The sequence below is a fragment of the Kribbella speibonae genome (assembly GCF_004331375.1).
GTDB classification, from domain to species: Bacteria; Actinomycetota; Actinomycetes; order Propionibacteriales; family Kribbellaceae; genus Kribbella; species Kribbella sindirgiensis.
On record NZ_SJKC01000007.1, the window covers coordinates 232515 to 250514 of the forward strand.

General features: G+C 68.2%; 14 protein-coding genes. 5 read left to right on the forward strand and 9 right to left on the reverse strand.

What is annotated here, in order from left to right; translation table 11 throughout:
• Nucleotide 1: 1 nt before the first annotated feature.
• Nucleotides 2-1312, reverse strand: a complete 1311-nt coding sequence (locus tag E0H92_RS37840; protein ID WP_131499683.1) for an ABC transporter substrate-binding protein — start codon at nt 1310-1312, stop codon at nt 2-4.
• Nucleotides 1313-1532: 220 nt separating this feature from the next.
• Here E0H92_RS37840 and E0H92_RS44500 point away from each other — a divergent pair, with 220 nt between their 5' ends.
• From E0H92_RS44500 to E0H92_RS37850, 3 genes are read left to right on the forward strand one after another with little or no spacing between them, the layout of a single operon-like run.
• Nucleotides 1533-1691 (forward strand): hypothetical protein, encoded by a 159-nt coding sequence (locus E0H92_RS44500; protein WP_165550221.1) that lies wholly within the window; start codon nt 1533-1535, stop codon nt 1689-1691.
• Nucleotides 1692-1727: 36 nt separating this feature from the next.
• Nucleotides 1728-2939, forward strand: a complete 1212-nt coding sequence (locus E0H92_RS37845; RefSeq protein ID WP_131499684.1) for a NosD domain-containing protein — start codon at nt 1728-1730, stop codon at nt 2937-2939.
• Entirely contained in the window at nt 2936-4795 is a 1860-nt protein-coding gene (locus E0H92_RS37850) for a ricin-type beta-trefoil lectin domain protein (protein WP_131499685.1), read from the forward strand. Before E0H92_RS37845 ends, E0H92_RS37850 begins: the two co-directional genes overlap by 4 nt.
• 11 nt (nt 4796-4806) lie before the next feature.
• Here E0H92_RS37850 and E0H92_RS37855 read toward each other — a convergent pair whose 3' ends face one another.
• Together E0H92_RS37855 and hrpB are read right to left on the reverse strand one after the other, a co-directional pair.
• On the reverse strand, nt 4807-5622 hold the full coding sequence (locus E0H92_RS37855) for an MBL fold metallo-hydrolase (RefSeq protein WP_131499686.1): 816 nt from the start codon (nt 5620-5622) through the stop codon (nt 4807-4809).
• 30 nt (nt 5623-5652) lie between these two features.
• Nucleotides 5653-8163 (reverse strand): ATP-dependent helicase HrpB, encoded by a 2511-nt coding sequence (hrpB, locus tag E0H92_RS37860; RefSeq protein WP_238173773.1) that lies wholly within the window; start codon nt 8161-8163, stop codon nt 5653-5655.
• 65 nt (nt 8164-8228) lie between these two features.
• Here hrpB and E0H92_RS37865 point away from each other — a divergent pair, with 65 nt between their 5' ends.
• Nucleotides 8229-11009 carry a WD40 repeat domain-containing protein gene (locus tag E0H92_RS37865; protein ID WP_131499687.1) on the forward strand — a complete coding sequence of 927 codons (2781 nt, stop codon included), beginning with the start codon at nt 8229-8231 and terminating at the stop codon, nt 11007-11009.
• Nucleotides 11010-11013: 4 nt separating this feature from the next.
• On the opposite strand, the gene E0H92_RS37870 is transcribed toward E0H92_RS37865, so the two are convergent.
• From E0H92_RS37870 to E0H92_RS37885, 4 genes are all read right to left on the reverse strand, one after another.
• Nucleotides 11014-11790: a phytanoyl-CoA dioxygenase family protein gene (locus tag E0H92_RS37870; protein ID WP_131499688.1), complete on the reverse strand. Its 777-nt coding sequence runs from the start codon at nt 11788-11790 to the stop codon at nt 11014-11016.
• Nucleotides 11791-11880: 90 nt separating this feature from the next.
• Nucleotides 11881-12909 (reverse strand): hypothetical protein, encoded by a 1029-nt coding sequence (locus tag E0H92_RS37875; RefSeq protein WP_131499689.1) that lies wholly within the window; start codon nt 12907-12909, stop codon nt 11881-11883.
• A gap of 42 nt (nt 12910-12951) precedes the next feature.
• Nucleotides 12952-13743: a hypothetical protein gene (locus E0H92_RS37880; RefSeq protein ID WP_131499690.1), complete on the reverse strand. Its 792-nt coding sequence runs from the start codon at nt 13741-13743 to the stop codon at nt 12952-12954.
• A 225-nt stretch (nt 13744-13968) separates the two neighbouring features.
• Nucleotides 13969-15423: an MGH1-like glycoside hydrolase domain-containing protein gene (locus E0H92_RS37885; RefSeq protein WP_131499691.1), complete on the reverse strand. Its 1455-nt coding sequence runs from the start codon at nt 15421-15423 to the stop codon at nt 13969-13971.
• Between the two features lie 38 nt (nt 15424-15461).
• Here E0H92_RS37885 and E0H92_RS37890 point away from each other — a divergent pair, with 38 nt between their 5' ends.
• Nucleotides 15462-16001 carry a GNAT family N-acetyltransferase gene (locus E0H92_RS37890; RefSeq protein ID WP_131461198.1) on the forward strand — a complete coding sequence of 180 codons (540 nt, stop codon included), beginning with the start codon at nt 15462-15464 and terminating at the stop codon, nt 15999-16001.
• Here E0H92_RS37890 and E0H92_RS37895 read toward each other — a convergent pair.
• Both E0H92_RS37895 and E0H92_RS37900 read right to left on the reverse strand, forming a co-directional pair.
• Nucleotides 15966-17657 (reverse strand): SulP family inorganic anion transporter, encoded by a 1692-nt coding sequence (locus tag E0H92_RS37895; RefSeq protein ID WP_131461197.1) that lies wholly within the window; start codon nt 17655-17657, stop codon nt 15966-15968. The genes E0H92_RS37890 and E0H92_RS37895 overlap by 36 nt on opposite strands.
• Before the next feature lie 2 nt (nt 17658-17659).
• The gene (locus tag E0H92_RS37900; RefSeq protein WP_131461196.1) at nt 17660-17992 is read right to left on the reverse strand and encodes a hypothetical protein; all 333 of its coding nucleotides are present in this window, start codon (nt 17990-17992) and stop codon (nt 17660-17662) included.
• Between the last annotated feature and the right edge of the window lie 8 nt (nt 17993-18000).

Genomic DNA, 18000 nt, shown 5'->3' on the forward strand with positions numbered 1-18000 from the left:
CTTACTTGACGATGGCCTGGATCTGGACCTTCGCCTGTTTCAGCAGTGCGGCGTTGTCCGCACCCTTGGCGACCGCCTTCTGCAGCATCGGCGTCAGCACCGAGGTCACGATCTCCTGCCACTTCGGTGTGGCCGGCCGCGCGATCGTCGCGGGAGATTTCAGCGTCGTGAGGATGGCCGGGTAGTTCTCGTGTCCGGCGACGCCGGCCTGCGACTCGAACGCCGAGATCCGGGAGACCAGGCCCAGCGACGTCTTGATCGAGAGGTCGTTGTGCTCGTACGCGAAGGTGATGAACTTCTTGGCCTCGGCCTGCTTCTCGGTTGCCTTGGGCACCGACAGGTACCAGGCGCCCGGTACGCCGGCGATACCGCCGGGCCCCGCGATCATCGGCGCGACACCGATCTTGCCTTTCACCGCGGCGTTGGCCGGGGTCTGGGTGTACGCGTGTCCCCAGAAGCGCATCATCGCGAGCTTGCCTTGGTAGAACAGGTTCTGCGCGCCGGCCCAGTCGAGCTGCGCGGCGCCGGGCGGTGCGTAGGGCAACAAACTGGTGTAGAAGTTCAACGCTGCCAGGTGATCGGCGTCATCGATGGTGACGTCGCCGCTCTTCGGATCGAGCACCATCGTCTTCTCGCCGGTCTGCGACACCGTGGCCAGCCACTCGGTCTCGACCGCACCCTTCACATCGGTGCCGTACAGATCGGTCTGGCCGTCGCGGTTCGTGTCGCGGGTGAAGAACTCGGCCACGTCCTTGTACTGCTTCCAGGTGGTCGGCGGTACGAGCGCGTACCCGTACTTCGCCTGGAAGGCCGCCTTCTCCTTCGGGTCACCGAACAGGTCGGTCCGGTAGTAGAGAATCTCGGAGTTCGTCCAGACCGGCATGCCGACGTACGAGCCGCCGACCTGTGCCTCGGCCACCAGGCCCGGGAACAGATCGCTCTTCACGTCGTCGGTGAACAGGTCGTCGAGTGGCGAGACGCCGGCCGAGAACGCGCTCAGCCAGATGGCGTCGAGCGCCGCGACATCGAACGACGTCTTGCCCGAGCCGAGCTCGGTCTGGATCCGGTCGTAGAGACCGTCGTACGGCAGTTCGACGAGTTCGACCGTCGTCCCGGTGTCCTTTTGGTAGAGATCGGCGATCGGCTGGAGCTCGGCCTTTCCGCCACCCTCCACCAGGACGGTGAGCTTGCCGGCGGCACCTTCCGAGCTGCCGCCGGCACCGCATCCGGCGACGGCCAGGATCACGCTCGTCGCGACGGCGATACCGGTCATCGCGATCCGGAGGCGACCGCTCGTGCTGCGAAGCTTCATACTCCTGCTCCGTTCCAGGCTTGTGGTTAAACGTTTTGGCAAAACGTCTTGGCTGCAGTGTTGGTCCGCCGGGGCCGGTCGGTCAACGCCAAACATCCGCCAAACAGCTGCCAAAACTTTTGGCAGCCGCGGCGATCTTGCCGCCGCCTGGCCGCGGTCCTAACTTCGGATCAGTTCCGCCGAGCCAAAACCTTTTGGCAACTCTCGAGAAGGAGCCGCCATGAACTCCTCCACTCCCCTGTCGCGCCGGGTCTTCCTGGCCGCCGCGGTCGCCGTGAGCGCCGCGGGCTACCTCCAACGGACGAGTACGCCGGCCGCTGCCGCCGTCACCGCCGACCCGCCGTCGCGACCGCACAACACGCTCCTCGGCGTCCTCTGACCGAACCCAGCTCGCACCCACCGAAGGAGACGACGAATGCCCTCGACGATCTACGACGTCACCACCTGGACCATCCCGAGCAGCCCCTCGACGACCGCCTACACCGATATCGGCGCGATCGTGAACAGCATCATCGCCGACGTCAAGACGAACCAGCCGACGCAGGCCTCCAAGCCCGGCGCGGTGATCTACATCCCGCCAGGCGACTACTCGCTCAAGACGCGCATCGTGATCGACATCAGCTACCTGCAGATCAAGGGATCCGGGCACGGCTTCACTTCGTCGAGCATCCGGTACAACTCCGGCAACACCTCCAGCTGGCACGAGATCTGGCCGGGTGGCAGCCGGATCCGGGTCGAGAACACCGACGGGAACGCCGAGGCGATCCTGATCAGCCGCAGTGGCGATCCGCGGCTCAGCTCGATCGAGTTGCTCGACTTCTGCCTGGACGGTGTCTCGTTCACGCCGAACCAGAACAGCTACCTCAACGGCAAGATCGGCATCCGGTCGGCCACCGCCACCGACTCGCTGCGGATCCGCGGTCTGGGGATGGTCTACCTGGAGCGCGGGATCGTGATCACGGACGCCGACGCGCTGCACATCCAGGACAACTTCCTCTGCGAGAACGGCAGCTGCATCGAGCTCGTCAGCTCCGGTCAGGCCTGCCTGGTCAACGACAACCTGATCGGCGCCGGCTACGTCGGCTTCTCGATCTTCGCCGAGAACCACTTCGGCCTGATCGTCTCCGGGAACAACATCTTCCCGCGCGGCAAGAGCTCGGTGCACCTGAAGAACAGCACGAACAACACGATCACCGCGAATCGCCTGCACGCCTTCTACGCCGGGATGATCCAGCTCGAAGGCGCCTGCCACAACAACCTGATCGGATCGAACCACTTCCTCCGCGTCCCCGAATCGTTCCCCGCGATGACCGGCTACAGCAACGGGCTCGACGATCTCTTCGGGCTCGTGCAGGTCAACGGCAGCGGCAACACCGTGGTCGGCAATCACTTCTCGTTCGACGTCCCGGCCGCGAACATCACGCCGTCCGGAGCGACCCCGACGATCGTCCTGGTGAAGTCGGGGAGCAACAACTACGTCGCCACCAACCACACGGCCGCGAACGTCGCCGTACGCACCGTCGTCCTCGACGGATCGACTGTGAACACGAAGGTCCTCGACTGCGGCAGCGCGGCGGAGTTCCAGGCGCTGAGCGGAGCGACGTACGGGTTCCGGGCCACGCCGTGAGCCGGGTCGCGTCGTTCCTGGCCTGGGTGCTGGCGCTCACTTGTCTCACAGCGGTCCCGTCAGTTGCCGGGTCACCGTCGGACTATCCGGAGTACCCGTACGCCGCCACCGACTACACCGAACCGTTCCGCGATCAGTTCCACTTCAGCCCGCAGAACGGATTCATGAACGACGTCAACGCTCCGCTGTACTACCGCGGCGTGTACCACCTGTTCTTCCAGCACAATCCGCACGGGCTCGGCTGGGACGCGGCCGTGCACTGGGGACACGCGACGAGTACGGACCTGTTGCATTGGACGCAGCAACCGATCGCCCTCGAACCGGGTGTGCACACCGGCAACCTGTGGTCGGGATCGGGCTGGGTCGACGTGAACAACGTGACCGGGCTGAAGACCGGGACCGACGATCCGATCCTGCTGTTCACCAACACCGACGGCGTGAGCATCGCGTACTCGACCGACGGGGCGAAGACGTTCCAGATGTACAACGGCGGCGCGAAGGTCATCACCGATCCGGTCGAGAGCCGCGATCCCAAGGTGCAATGGGATCCGCAACACAACCGCTGGGTCCTCGTCACGTTCCGGGCCGGGACCGGCGCCGCCTTCTACACCTCGACGAATCTGCTCGATTGGACCTACCGCGGCGCCTACTCGGCCAGTTGGTTCGTCGAATGTCCCGACCTGTACCAGCTACCGCTGGACGGTGGTTCCAAGTGGGTTCTCCAGGACGCCAGCGGTGAATACGTCATCGGCTCGCTCGACGCGAACGGTGTCTTCGTCTCGGAGTGGGCGACTCCGCAGCGGATGGAGTGGGGAGTCTCCGGCGCAGCGTTCCCGCCCTCCACCTGGTACGCGCCTCAGACCTTCAACCAATTGCCGAACGGCCGCGTCGTGCAACTGGCCTGGCAGCCGAGCAACGCCGGCGTGACCTGGACCGGCAACGCGTCGTTCCCGGTCGAGCTCGCCCTGCAGACCTACCCGGAGGGCATCCGCCTGACCCGCAACCCGGTCAGCGAGATCTCGACCATCCGTACGTCGACGCAGACCTGGGGATCACGCACAATCACGACGGATCCGGCGACCGATCCGCTCAGCGACATCTCGGCCGACACGTACGAGATCAACGCACAGTTCGACCTGACCGGCGTGACCGCATCGGAGTTCGGATTCCGCGTGCACGCGCGCTCGGACGGATCGAGCGATCGCACCGTCGCGTACGGCGTGGCGGGGCAGACCCTGTACGGCGCCTCGATGCCTCCGATCTCGAACCAGGTCACGATCCGGATCCTTGTGGATCGCGGGCAGCTGGAGGTCTTCGGCAACAACGGCAAGACGGTCGTGAGCGACAACGTCGCCTTCGACTCGTCCCCCGCAAGCCTCGGGCTCCACCTGTACGCCGTCGGTGGCGCGGTCACCCTGACCTCGCTCAGCTTCTCCCCCATCGGCTCGACGTGGACGCCCGGTCCCGCAGGCACCGCTCCCGCCAGCGCCATCGCGTCGACCACGCGCCAGGAGTTCTGTGTCGACCGCGATGTTGCCAGCGGCAAGGTTCAGCTGTGGACCTGCCTCGCGAACTCCAACCAGACCTGGGTTCTCAACAGCTCCGGCGAGCTGACAACCGGAGGCGTCTGTCTGGAGGTACCGTCCGGCCAGACGGCGAACCTGACCTTGGTGAACGTCGCGTCCTGCTCCGGCGGCGGCAACCAGAAGTGGCACCAAGGCAACTTCGGCACACTCGTCAACGAGGTCTCCGGACGATGTCTGGACCTCCCCGAAGCCGTCTTCACCAACGGCCGCCAACTCCAGATCTACGACTGCGTCGGAACCCGCAACCAGAGTTGGGTCGGTCCCTCCTGATCCACTCGAGCTCAGACGGTAGGACAGCTCAGATACTCCACCGCGTAGCCCAAGCCGTCCTGCGTAACGCGTCCGATCCCCGGCCAGTCCAGATGGGCGCCGGCAACGAAGTGTCGCGGGCGAGTCAGCCGGTCCAGAAGTGCAGCCCGGCCGGCCCGCGCCAGCGTCTGGTCGTCATCCAGCTCCCAGCAGACTTCCGGATGGGCGAACTGCAAGGACGGTACGTGAATCGTGTCGCCCCAGATCAGCAGATGGCCGTCGCCGTCCCGAACGTCGTACGTCGTGTGCCCGGGCGTGTGCCCGACGGTCGGAAGCGCGGTCATCCACGGAGTCACCGCCAGCTCCTCGGCGACCGGAACCACACGATCCCGGAAGCGGGCAAGATTCCCGTCGAACCTGCGGACGTCTCCCGCACCGACGAAGATCCGCTCGAGAAGCGGGAACGCGTCGGACCCGTCAGCAGCGACGAGGCCGTTCACATGGTCCACATGCGTGTGGGTGATCGCCACGTCGGTGATCGACTCACGGTCGATGCCGGCCACCCGCATACCCTCGGGAAGCTCACCCATCGTCGGATCCCAGCTGTTCGAGGCGCCCGTGTCGACCAGCACCCGACGTTCCCCGTCGTCCACGAGGAACGCGTTGACCGACAACCTCAGACGACCGTCGACGAGCGGTACCTCTCCCGGCAGCGGGCTGAGTACGCCGCCACGCTCGTCCCGCAGCCTCGACGGCGGCAGATCGATGTAGCCGTCCAGCAGCGCGACAACGGTCAGCCCTCCGAACTCGTACGCCGCATGCCGCGCACTCCCGCCGATACCACGCATCGAACCTCCTCCCGTCCGACCCTACCGGCTTCAGTGGCGGGGTTTGGTGCGTTTGGTTGGCGGGGCGGTGAGGGGGTCTTCTGGCCAGGGGTGGCGGGGGTAGCGGGCTCGTAGGTCGGCTCGGACCTGGGGGTATCCCTGTTTCCAGAAGGAGGCCAGGTCGCTGGTGATCGCGACTGGGCGTCGGGCGGGTGAGAGTAGGTGGAGCACGACCGGGACGCGGCCGTCGGCGACGGCTGGGGTGGCGGTCCAGCCGAAGACTTCCTGCAGCTTGACCGCGAGCACCGGTGGTTCGATGCCGTCGTACTTGAGTCGTACTTCGGAGCCTGACGGGACCTTGAGTCGTTCGGGTGCGAGTTCGGCGAAGCGGGATGCTGCTGGCCATGGCAGTAGGCGGCGGAGGGCCGAGGTTATGTCGAGGTGGGCGAGGTCGCGGGAGGTACGCACCGAGGCGAGCTCGGTGCCCAGCCAGTCGTCAATGTGTGCCAGGAGGGCCTCGTCGTCGACGGCGGGCCACGGAGCGCCGAGGTGGGCGTGGCAGAAGGCTAGGCGCTCGCGGAGGGCGAGAGCGGCGTCCGACCAGCGCAGGACGGACAGGCCGCTGCGGCGGAGGCCGTCGCGGACGGCTGCTTGGACGAGTACGGGGTCGGGCTTTGCGAGCGGGGTGTCGTTGAGGACGATGGCGCCGAGGGCCTCGATGCGCCGGGTCACGATCCGGCCGTCGTCCCAGCGGATCTGGTCAGTGGTCGAGACGAGGTCGCCGGCGATGTCTCGCGCAGTCTGCTCGTCGATCGGGGCCGCGGAACGGATCCTCGCGTCGGCCCGCCCCGGCGCCCGGTCCGCAGCCGCGATCGCCAGCCAGCTCGTGCTCCGCAGCGCCGACTGCGGATCCAGCACGGCCCCCGTCCCACCAGACATCTGGTACGTCGCCGACTCCGCGCCCCGCACCCGCCCAATCCGCTCCGGATAGGCCAGCCCCACCACAACCCCAACCACAAGATCCTCAGCCACAACCGGATGTTCGTGTGCTGGGCTGTCTGTGGGGGCAACCCGCGTCAGGCGGGTCTTTTCTTCTTGCCAGCGGGTTGTGGCGGCGCGGTTGTCGCCGCGGCGGAGGGCTCGCCAGCGGGCCGGGAGGTCGTCGCCGAAGTCACGGCCGGAGTCGTCCGAGAGCATCGCGACGACCTCGCGTGCCCGGTCGGCGCCGACCCGCGGCGTACCGTCCAGCAACGCCCGGGCCAACCGAGGATGCGCCCCGATCGCCGCCATCCGCCGTCCCCGCTCGGTGATCCGGCCGCTGTCATCCACCGCATCAAGACGGCGCAGCAACTCGGTAGCCGCCGTCATCGCCACCACCGGCGGCGCCTCCAGCAACGTCAGACCGGCCCCACCAGGCGCACCCCACGCAGCCAGATCGAGCGCAAAGGAGGCCAAGTCCGCGATGGCGATCTCCGGCGCCGGATGATCGTCGAGATGGACATGATCGGTGGCAGACCAGCACCGATACACCCGGCCGGGCGCCTCCCGCCCAGCGCGACCCGCCCGCTGCTCAGCCGACGACCTCGAAACCCGGCACGTGACCAACGCACCAAGGCCACGGGACTGATCCATCCGCGGCTCCCGGGCCAGCCCTGAGTCCACCACCACCCTGACCCCTGGCACAGTCAGCGAACTCTCCGCAACCGACGTAGTCACCACGATCCGGCGAGTGGCGCCCGGCGCCAGCGCCCGGTCCTGTTCAGCCCTGGACTGACGGCCGAACAACGGCAGCACATTCTCACCGGCCAACCGCCGAGTCACCCCGTTGATCTCGGCCTCCCCCGGCACGAACACCAGGACATCACCATCGTTCTCGGACAGAGCACGCCGTACGACGGCTGCGACGTGATCCAGCAACCGCGGGTCGACCCGCCCGCCAGGAAGCAGCGGCACCGGGACGGGCGGTGGGGCCCACTCGACCGCCACGTCGTACAGCGCGGCAGACGCGGTGATCACCGGCGCCGGACCACCCACGCCCAACGCGCCACTCAGCCGGACCGTGTCCGCCGTGGCCGAGGTCGCGACGATCGCCAGGTCGTCCCGAAGATTCGCCCGGATGTCGACGCAGAACGCGAGCAACAGATCGGCGTCGAGATGCCGCTCGTGGCATTCGTCGATCACGACCGCGGCGACTCCCGGCAGCTCTGGGTTCTGCTGCAGCCGCCGGACGAGGAGACCGGTCGTCACCACCTCGACCCGGAGTCCTTTACCGCCGCTCTTTTCGCCGCGCATCGCGTAGCCGATCCGCTGACCGAGCGGTTCGCCGACCAGCGTCGCCAGTCGCGCGGCGGCCGCGCGCGTCGCCATTCGCCGCGGCTCGGCGACGAGGATCGTGCCTTCGAGCGCGTCACCCAAGGCCAGCGGCAACAACGAGGTCTTGCCCGATCCCGGCGGCGCGACCACCACCGCCGTACCGCGCGAACGTACCGCATCGACCGTGGCAGGCAGGACCGCCCGGACGGGCAGATCAGCCCCCGGCACCGACGACTCAGGCAACAGCACGCCCCGACGCTAACCGACCGCCACTCGCGGCAAGCCCTGGACCGGTCTTGGCCTAGGGTGCCGCGGTGCACAATTCGCTGCCTGGGTTTGCCGAGCTCCCTCCGCCCGCGGACGGTCCTGACCAGTTCCTGACGGCACTGCAGAACGCCGACTGGTCTGCGTTCGAGCCGTCTCGTGATCTGCCTCCACTGCGCACGGTCCTCGCCGAGCTTCAGCAGGAGTACGGCGTGACGGACGCGCACCGGTTCGCGACCGAACGGATCAGGTCGATGGGTGCGGTACTCCGCCACCCCGACGGTCACCTGGTCGAGATCGACGCGTTGGCCCTGAGCCCCTGCGGGCGCTACGTCGCGGTCGGCTCGTGGTGCGGCGACGACTACGAACGCGGCGGCGTACTGCAGGTCTGGGAGCTCGACACCGCGCGCTGCGTCAACAAACTGGACGGAGTTCCCGGCGGCGTCGGCTGGCCCGGGTACGCGCGCAGCATTCAGTGGTCGCCCGACGGGCAGCGGGTCGCGCTGGCGTTCAACACGAACATGGTGGGGTTGTGGGACCCGTTCGGCCCGTACGGCGAGGATCCGATCGGCGACGCCTCGGTGACCGACGGCGGTTCGCGCCCGCCGGAGTTCGCGTTCGCGCCCGACGGGAAGCACGCCTACATCGGGATGCGGGCGCCGCGCGAGGTGCATGGCTGCATCGCTCCGCTCGAACAGAAAGAGTTCTTCTACAACGCGAACGACGAGAACGGGCCGCAGCCGGCGTGGCTGGCCGAGACCCTGCCGCCGGCGGTCAAGGCACGGCTCGGCGAGAACGAGCTCTTCTTCGAGCAGGTCTTCTGGTCACGGGACGGGTCGCGGATCTACGGGTACAGCCGACGTCAGTGGGCGGCGTCGATCGACGTACGGAGCGGTCAGGTGGTGTGGCTCGAAGGTGCGGAGACGCATGGCCAGGCCCCGGCCTGGAGCCTTGACGAGCGACTGCTGGCGGTTCATCTGGACGGGCGGCTGCTGATCGCCGACGCCCAGACGGGTGGGCTGGTGGGCGAGCTTCCGGGACTGCCCGGGGCTCATCTCTCCTGGGGCGCCGGTGGCCGGCTCGCCGTCGTCCTGACCGAGCACCACTTCCCTCGCGTGGTAGTCCACGACCCCGACGGGCGCAGTCACCATCTCCACGTGGCCCCGAAGGAACCGGACTGGGAGCTTCCCGATGTCACGGCCTGGGCCTGGTCGCCGGACGGCGAGTTCGCGGCCTGCCTCACCTCGGCCGATCAGATCGAGATCTGGTCGCCCGGGGCCTACCCGGAGGCCGTGGACACCTTCGACGTACCGGAGGACATCGCCGGTGTGCTCTGGGGTGCGGACGGCGTGATCGTCGCGGCCGGCCGAACCAGGCTGCGCTTCATCGAGGCCTCCACCGGCGACGTGCTCGGCGAGTACCAGTTCCTGCGCGAGCCGTACGCCGCACGTCCGCTCGAGCTCGACGGTGAGGACATCGGCGCCGACCTGCAGTACGAGGACCACGGCGATCCGTCGTTCGTGCTGGACGAGGACACCTGGGCGGCGGCGTTCGCGCCGGGACTGGTGATCGCTCCCGAGGACCGGCGCGACGACCTGGACGAGTTGCTCGCCTGGGTGGTCGACCGCCGGTACGCCTGGCCGACGTGGTGGGGCGAGCTGGACATCGTCCCGGACGCCGCGACCGCCGCCGCACGCCTCGGACCGCCGTACGACGATTACCTCGAACCGTTCCTGAGCGCACCCGAGCCCGCGCCCGCCGAGACGTGGCCGCCGCCGAACACAGCGACCGTGGATGACCTGTTCCAGGTCGCACTGGAGTCCGTCCGGCGGTTGCATACGGGCTGGGATCACCATGTGAGCGAGAGCCTCCGGTATGCGGCTCGACTGCGCGCACGCCGCGGTGAAGCACGTGGCGCGATGGAGCTGCTGGCGGCCGTTCCCACTCCGGCCGAGCAGCTCCGCGGTACGGCGGATGTCGCGCTGATCCTCGCCGCTGCGGGGCGACTCGACGAGGCCCGGGCCGTCTTCACCATCACGGACGCCGATGTCGACGCCGTACTGAACGAGTACAACGTGGCGTTCCTCGCGTCGTCGCTCGGGGGCGCGTACACCGCGCTCGGTGATGCTGCCCGCGGTGACGCGTGGTTCGCCCGCGCGCGAGCCGCGATCGAGCCCGAGACCAATCCGGGCGAGCATCGGCTGGCCGTTGCCTGGGCGCTGATCGAATGCGGCCGTGTCGACGACGCCCGCGCCGTCTGGCAGGGCGTCACCACCACGCCGTCGACGTTCTACTCCACACCGTTCCTGGCGTACCTGGTGCGAACGGGACGCGACGACCTCGTGCGCGAGCTGTTCACGCTGAAGAGCACATCCGGGACGGACTACGTGTCCTACGCCGAGGACGGTTCACAGGAGTACCTCGGGCACCTGGAAGAGGGCTGGTTCGACGGCTGGGAAGGCGTGGAGGTGCTGGCGAGCCTGGGGCGTCCGGATCTCGTGCGGGACTGGGCACGGGTCTTCGGCGACGGGTACGCGTGGGAGGACCTTCTGGCGAGGGCCGAGGCCGCCGCACGCGACCGCGGTCCCCGACCGAGCCCGGCCGAGATCTCGGGGCTGGTGGACGAGTACGGCACCGTGCTGAAGACGCCGCGGGCCAGGCGTGAGCACCCGACCCAGTTGCTCGTCCGGCAGGCCGCGGAGTGCGGTCATCTCGGTGCGGTCCTGAACCTGATCCCGGCACTGCCGGACGACGACTTCAACGGTCAGGCCAGCTCCGCGTTCCACGCCCTCTGGATCGCGGCCACCGGCACCGACACCGAACCCTGGTAGCGCGTCAGATGGGCAGCGGCTCGTAGTTGGCGCCGAACGGGGCGTCGGGGCGTGCGAACTCGCCCATCAGTGCGCGGCGCAGGGGTGTGGTGCGTTCGAGGAACTCGGGATCGTTGCCGAAGCGGTCGGCCGGGCGGACCCACGGCGGGCTGTAGACGTAGTGCGTCGTGTAGCGGTCCTGGTCGCCGTCGTGGCGGAAGGTCCGATGCCAGACGCCGTTGTGGAACACCAGGGCGGCCCCGGCCTCGGCGCACACGACATGACCGATCGCGATGTCGTCGTTCGGCTCACGGACCGCGTCAGGCAGACCGACCCGCGAGCGGTGGCTGCCGGGAATCAGCTCCATGTTGCCCATACCCGGCACCGTCTGATCCGTCAGCAGGAACGACACACGGAGCTGAAGCAACGGAACCGGGTAGCCCAGGTCCTTGAAGTCGAACGCGGACGATCCGTCCTGGTGCCAACGGCCGTTCCCCGCGTGCGCCGGCTGCATGGTGTTCCAGCCGGCCTGCAGTACGAACCGATCGCCGAGCAGACCCTGCACCTTCGGCAGCACGTCCGGATGATCGATGAGCCGCTCGAGCACCGGCTCGTTCTCGTACGTCCGGCCGATCTGCCCGAACTCGCGATCACGGTCCTGGTGCAGCCGCCGCGACACGTCGTACGCCTCGGCGGCCTCGTCCTTCGACAGGACGTCGGGGATCACGAAGTAGCCCCACGACTCGAAGATGAAGCGGTCGGTCTCGGTCAGCTGACCTTTACCGACAACAGGATCGAGCATCACTCTGCCCTCTTCCTCATGGTGGTGGAAACGCTTCCGGATCTGGCGTCACCACCACCATCCCGCGTCGTACCGCGGCTAAACCTCCGGCTAGATCGGGATCGTCCAGGTCGAGGTGAGCTTGATGGTCCCGGGGCCGGAGATCCGCGAGCTGAATCCGTCCTTCTTCGCGTCGTACCGCAGGCCGATGCCGAGGGTGGTGGTCGAGTGCTCGGTGACCGGGGCGAACAGAATCGGGGTCGAGCCGGTTCCGAAGGTCGACACGGCCGGTTTCTTCTCTTGACCGAACGTGTAGGCGATGGCCGGCTGCCCGGTCGGCTCGTACGTGTCCCAGTGGTTGCTTTTGCCTGCGTGGACGACGGGGACAGACAGGCGAACGCGGACGGCCAGCCAGTCCGTGCCTGGTGCCGACCACCCGAGACCGGCGACGTACTGCGTTCGCACGGCGCCGACGCTGCAAGACCGCTCCAGATCACTCAATGCGAAGGCGACCGACACCTTCGGGATCCCGCAGGACGCCTCCGCTACCGGAAACGCCTGGGCCCTCAGGCTCGCGAACCGTCCCGGATCGGTCGCGCCACCCCAGATCCCGAACAGGCCGCGCTCGCCGTCGTGCACGACCTCGAGCTGCGCGGTCCCCGTCGTCCCGGCGACGGCGAGGTAGCCGGACCTGGCGCCGCTCATCGTGGTGGTCGAGTTCACCCGGGCGGGTCGTAGGGCGTTGAGCGAGTACCGGTGTCCTTCGACGACCAACGTGAACTCGGGCAGCTTGATCTCGGTGGTCGTGTTCGTGCGCAGCACCGTGAGCGCCCCGGCCTCGGCGTCGATGCTGACACCGACGAAGCTGCCCTTCCGGGGCGCCCGGAGCTGGTTGGGCAGTCCGTCGTCACCGTCCGGCAGCTCGCTGACCCGGTCACCGATCCGCACGGTCACCTTGCCGGCCGGGGTCATCACCTCGGTCTCTTCTCCGCCCTCGACCGGGCCCGCGCTCACGATCCGCCCGGCGTCGGCCCGTTCGCGGTGGTCCTGCTTGGACCACCAGATGTAGCCGCCGGCGGCCAGCACTGCGACCACGACGAACAGCCAACCCCAGGAAAACCAACGTTCGCTTTTCAGCACGTCGCCCATCATCACCGCTCAAGGGGTCTAGACCAGCGGGCGCTACGGCCAGGTCGTCTGGGGAATCTGTTCGCTGGCGATCCGGATCTGTAACTCGGCGCGGATCGTCGGCTCCAGGCCGGCGATGTCGACGAGGAGGTCTTCGGGCAGGTCGTCGGCGAGCCGGACGACGCACTCGGCGGTCAGCGCCGCCCACAGGACGTCGCGGCGGGGTTCGTCTGTTCCGACCAGATGGGTGACGAGGGCGTCGATGGGTTCGAGGTCCAACCACTGCCCTGGTGGGGTGGAGTCGGACTTCGCTCGGTCGATCCAGCGGACGGTGGCCTCGGCTCGCGTGTCAGTCGCCTCTTGCACAGGAGAACCGGCTGCCTCCGTCTCGTCGAGCGGGTGCAGGTCAGGTGCCTGTAGAGGGAGACCTGTGGTTAGCGACAGTGTGAGTGGTGTGCGCCCGGTGCTGCCGGCCAGTTGGAGTCTGGCTTCGGATTGGACGACTGGGCCTAGTGCCTCAAGCGAGTGGGCGACGAAGTAGCCGTCGGGAGCCTGGGCAACGATTCTCGACAGCGGACCGGCGAGGCTGATGCCACGCTCGTCGTCCTGCAGCTCGGTGAACAGGATGCGCGCCTGTGGAAACTCGCCCCGCAGAATGGCAACGGCCATGGGGCTCGAGACCGGCGCGAGCACGATGTTCGCCGTACTGGGTGCGGACCTCAGGTCGACGACCGTGTAGCCCGGACCAAGCAGCTCGCTGAGTTCCGCCCGGGCCGTCTTCGACAGCCGCATCGCGGTCACCACCAGCACCGTCGAGCCGGAACCCTGCTCAGGCGGTTCGGTCACCAGACACTCCCCCAGTCTCGCCGGCGTTCTTCCGTTCGGGCCGCCGAGCATATCGTCGATGCCGATCAGTGGCCCGTACGCCGATGCCGAAGAGGGATGGCCCCAACCTTGAGAAGCCACCAACCACGTGGGGGTGGTGAAAACGGTTGGTGGGTTCCCAAAGATGGCCTGATGCCTGTCTTTGTGCACGGGTTCCGTGCCGATCTGGCGTGGCGGCGGCGCGGATCAGTGTCCCAGCTGGATCTCGATCGTGTGGTCTCCGTGCGGGGAGGCCGGTACGCCGTGGTCCGGGGTCGGGCGGCCGTCGAGCTCGAAGGAGCGGATGACGGTGCCCGAGCCGTGGAGTTTCACGGTCAGGCGGGCGTCGCGGTAGCGGAGGCCGCTGAGTGTGACGTCGCCCCAGCCCGCGGGCAAGGTCGGCGCGAAGGTGAGGCCGTCGTCGTCGAACCGCAGGCCGAACAGGCCGGTGTGCATCATGTCGATGAACGCCGTCGCGGACCAGGTCTGGTCGGGCTGCGAGTCCCAGTGGTGTTTCAGTACGCCGTACCCGGCCTGGTAGCCACCGTCGACGGCACCGGTGTCTCCGTTGTAGATCTCCCAGAAGCCGCCGCTGTCCCTGACCAGCTTCGCGAGCAGAGTGGTCTCAGTGGCGAAACCGTCCTGATCACCGCGCTCGGCGAGGGCCTTCGCCCAGAGCCCTTGCACGAGCGGCCAGACGATCGCGTTGTGCCGTCCAGGTTCGGCGCTCGAGTACCTGTCCCAGTGCGGATAGGTGTCGGGCATTCCCCACGTCATCCGGTGCGCGGCCGAGATCAGCTGCTTGGCTTGGGCCTCGTCGGCGATCCCGAAGAGCAGCGTGAACGCGAGCCCGGTGCCTTCCTGGTACGCGCCCGGCGTACCGTCCGCCCGCAGCTCGTAGTTGTACGTTCCGCTCTGCGGGTTCCAGAAGTGCTTGTTGATGGCCTGTCTGATCGCCTTCGCCTTGTCGCTGGCGTCGCTCGGCAGCCCGAGCTTCACCGCCATCTCCGCCGCACAGGTGTAGGCCGCGTAATACAGCGCGTTGGTGCTCAGGTACATGCCCGAGACGACATCCGCGTACGACGTACTCTCGCTCCCCCGCGCCTCGCCGTCGGCTGGCGTCGGCGCCGGGAAGCCGGAGACGCCGTCGTTGAAGAACGACGGACCGGTGAAGAGGCCGTACCGCGCGTCGTAGCCGAAGACCGTGGCCTGCTCGCGGAGGGCGAGGGTGTTCGTGACGACCTCGTACGCGGTCCGCAGGAACTCGCGATCGCCGGTCACCAGATAGTGGTGCCAGGCTCCGACGGTCCACACCACCTGATCCCACTGCTGGCTGTCCTGCTGCACCTGTAGCTTGCCTGCGGCATCTTTCTCGACGACCGCCCACAGGGTGTTCGCCGCCAGCGCCGGCGCCAGCAGACTCGTCGCGTTCCAGCTGTTGATGGTCGCGTCCCGCGTCCACGGCTGCTCATAGCCCCCACCGGCCCGCACCATCCCCACCGCCGGATCCATCAACCCGCTCCGGGCATGAACCTCGCCGTACGGAACCGTGTTGACCCCCAGCAGATTCTCGAGCGCCGCCTCGTACGTCGCCCCGAACAACGCCTGCCTGTCCGAGTCCTCGAACCGCAACACCGGTCGCCGTGAATCTGTCCTAGTCATCCACCCATTCCATCAGACCCGGCTGTTAGCCTGCGCGCATGTCACAGCTGAGGGATGTCGCTTGGCCGCCGGAGCCGATCAAGACCGCGAGGCTCGTACTCCGTGCGCCCGAGGCCCGCGACCGCGCGACATTCGTCGAGCTGCTGGCGTCGCCAGAGGTGCACACGTACCTCGGCGGCCCCCACCCTCGTGACGAGCTCGAGCGCACGCTGCCAGAGGTGCCGGAGCAGTGGCCGGGAAGCTTCGTCGTCGAGCTGGACGGGGCGATGATCGGCCAGGTCCTGGTCAGGACAGCAACGGAGCACCGTCGCCCCGCGGCCGCGGGGAAAGCGGATCTCGGCTACCTGTTCCTGCCGCGAGCGTGGGGCCTCGGGTACGCCGCCGAGGCCTGCGCGGCGGCACTCGCCTGGTTCGACGACACGTTCCCCGGCAAGCCGATCGTGCTCACCACTCAATCCGCCAACGCCGGCTCGATGCGGCTGGCAGCAAAACTGGGCTTCACCGAAGCAGAACGCTTCGAAGCCTGGGACGCCGAGCAGTGGCTAGGCCTGAGGACCCCCACCCTGCCGTCCGCTTGAGTCCCTGTGGAAGGCTTCGACTGCGGTGGGGAGGGTGTAGAAGAGGCGGCCGGGGCCGAGGCGGTCCAGGAAGCCGGCGGCTTCGAGGTCGTCGCGGAGGTCTTGTTTGACGCGGGCCAGGGCGAGGACGATGCCGCGGGCCTCCAGTTCTTCGCGGAGGGCGTCCAGGGCGTCGATGGCGGTGATGTCGATCTCGACGTTGGCCTCGGCGTTCAGCAGGAGCCACCGGACCGGGGTGGGCGCGTCGTCGACGGCGGCCAGGGCGCGCCGGTGGAAGTCCTCGGCGTTCGCGAAGAACAGCGGCGAGTCGTACCGGTAGACGACCAGCCCGGGGACAGGGCGCGCGTCGGGGTAGTCGTCGATGTCGTGCATCCCCGCGATCCCCGGGACATACCCCAGTACGCCGTCATGCGGGCGGGCGACCCGGCGTAGTACGTCGAGCACCGACAGGGCGACCGCGACGAGTACGCCGTACAGGACGTCGAGCGCGATCACGCCGACCGTCGTGGCCAGCGCCAGCAACAACTCGGTACGCCGGAACGCCGCGATCCGGCGGAATTCGCCGAGTTCGATCAACCGCAGCGCGGCGTACGCGACCAACGCACCGAGCGCGGGGATCGGGAACGTGGCAAGCAGCGGTCCGGCGAACAGCAAGGTCGCCACGATCGTCGCCGCCGCCACCAGCGAGTACACCTGGCTCTTCGCGCCGGACGCCTCCGCCAGAGCCGTCCGGCTGCCGCTGCTGCTGATCGGAAAGCCGCGCAGCAGGCCCGCCGACAGATTGGCCAGCCCGAGCACGAGCAGCTCCCGGCCCGGCTCGATGCGCCCGCCGCCGCGGCCTGCGAAGGCGCGACCGGTGAGGACGGTGTCGGTGTAGCCAACGAGCGCGACGCCCAGAGCGGGCAGCGCCAGCAGGCCGATGTCGTGGACCGACAACGCCGGGAGATGCGGAACCGGCAAGCCGCTGGGCACTGACCCGACCGTCGCCACTCCCCTGTCGCCCAAACCGGCAGCCCAGGTGACCGCCGAGGCCATCGCGACAACGACCAGCGGTCCCGGAAGACGCGGCGTCCACTTGGCGAGCGCCAACAGCGACGCCAGCGCGGTCACCGACATGACCACGGGGGCAGCCTGCCACTGGCCGATCAGCTGGATCGCGGACACGATCTCGGCCGATGGCCTGTCGCCGTCGACCGGAGCGCCGGTCAGTCGTCCGAGCTGACCGGCGATCATGATGACGGCGATCCCGGTCAGGTAGCCGATCAGTACCGGCTTGGACAGGAGGTCCGCGAGAAACCCCAACCGGGCCACCCAGCCGATCACACAGATCGCACCGACCAGCAGCGCCAGTACGGCGGCCAACGCCGCGAAGCGAGCCGGATCACCGGCGGCCAGCGGACCGATCGCGGTCGCGGTCAGCAGCGCGGTCGTGGACTCCGGCCCGAGCGACATCAGCCGCGACGATCCGAGCAGGAAGTACAGCACCAGCGGTCCGAGCGCGACCCACAACCCGGTCACCGCCGGCAGACCGGCAAGCTGCGCGTACGCCATCACCTGCGGAACGAAGTACGCGGCCACCGTCAGCCCCGCGACCACATCCGACCGCAACCAGGCCCGCTGGTACGCCCGCAGCGTCACGACCCCCGGAATGGACACCCCTAGCCGGCCAGGGTCCCGAAGACGATCACACCGAGCACCGGGAGAAGTAGGCCCAAAGCCCACTCCGCTTGACCGGTCCACGTCCACAGCATCAGCGCGGCCAGTGGGCCGAGGCCGAACAGGACCACGAGGATCAGCACGAATCCTGGGCCCACGTCCAGATCATCTGTCCCCAAGAATGCCGCCACGCCGCCTGCCAGGGCCAGCAACATCAGGGCGACCAGCAAACCCGTGACCACCCAGCGCCAGTCACCCGTCGACTTCCACATGACCGCGCCGACCCCCGTTGAGCCGACCAGGGTCAGCGGGACGAGATACCTGACCGATCGCATTCAGTGAC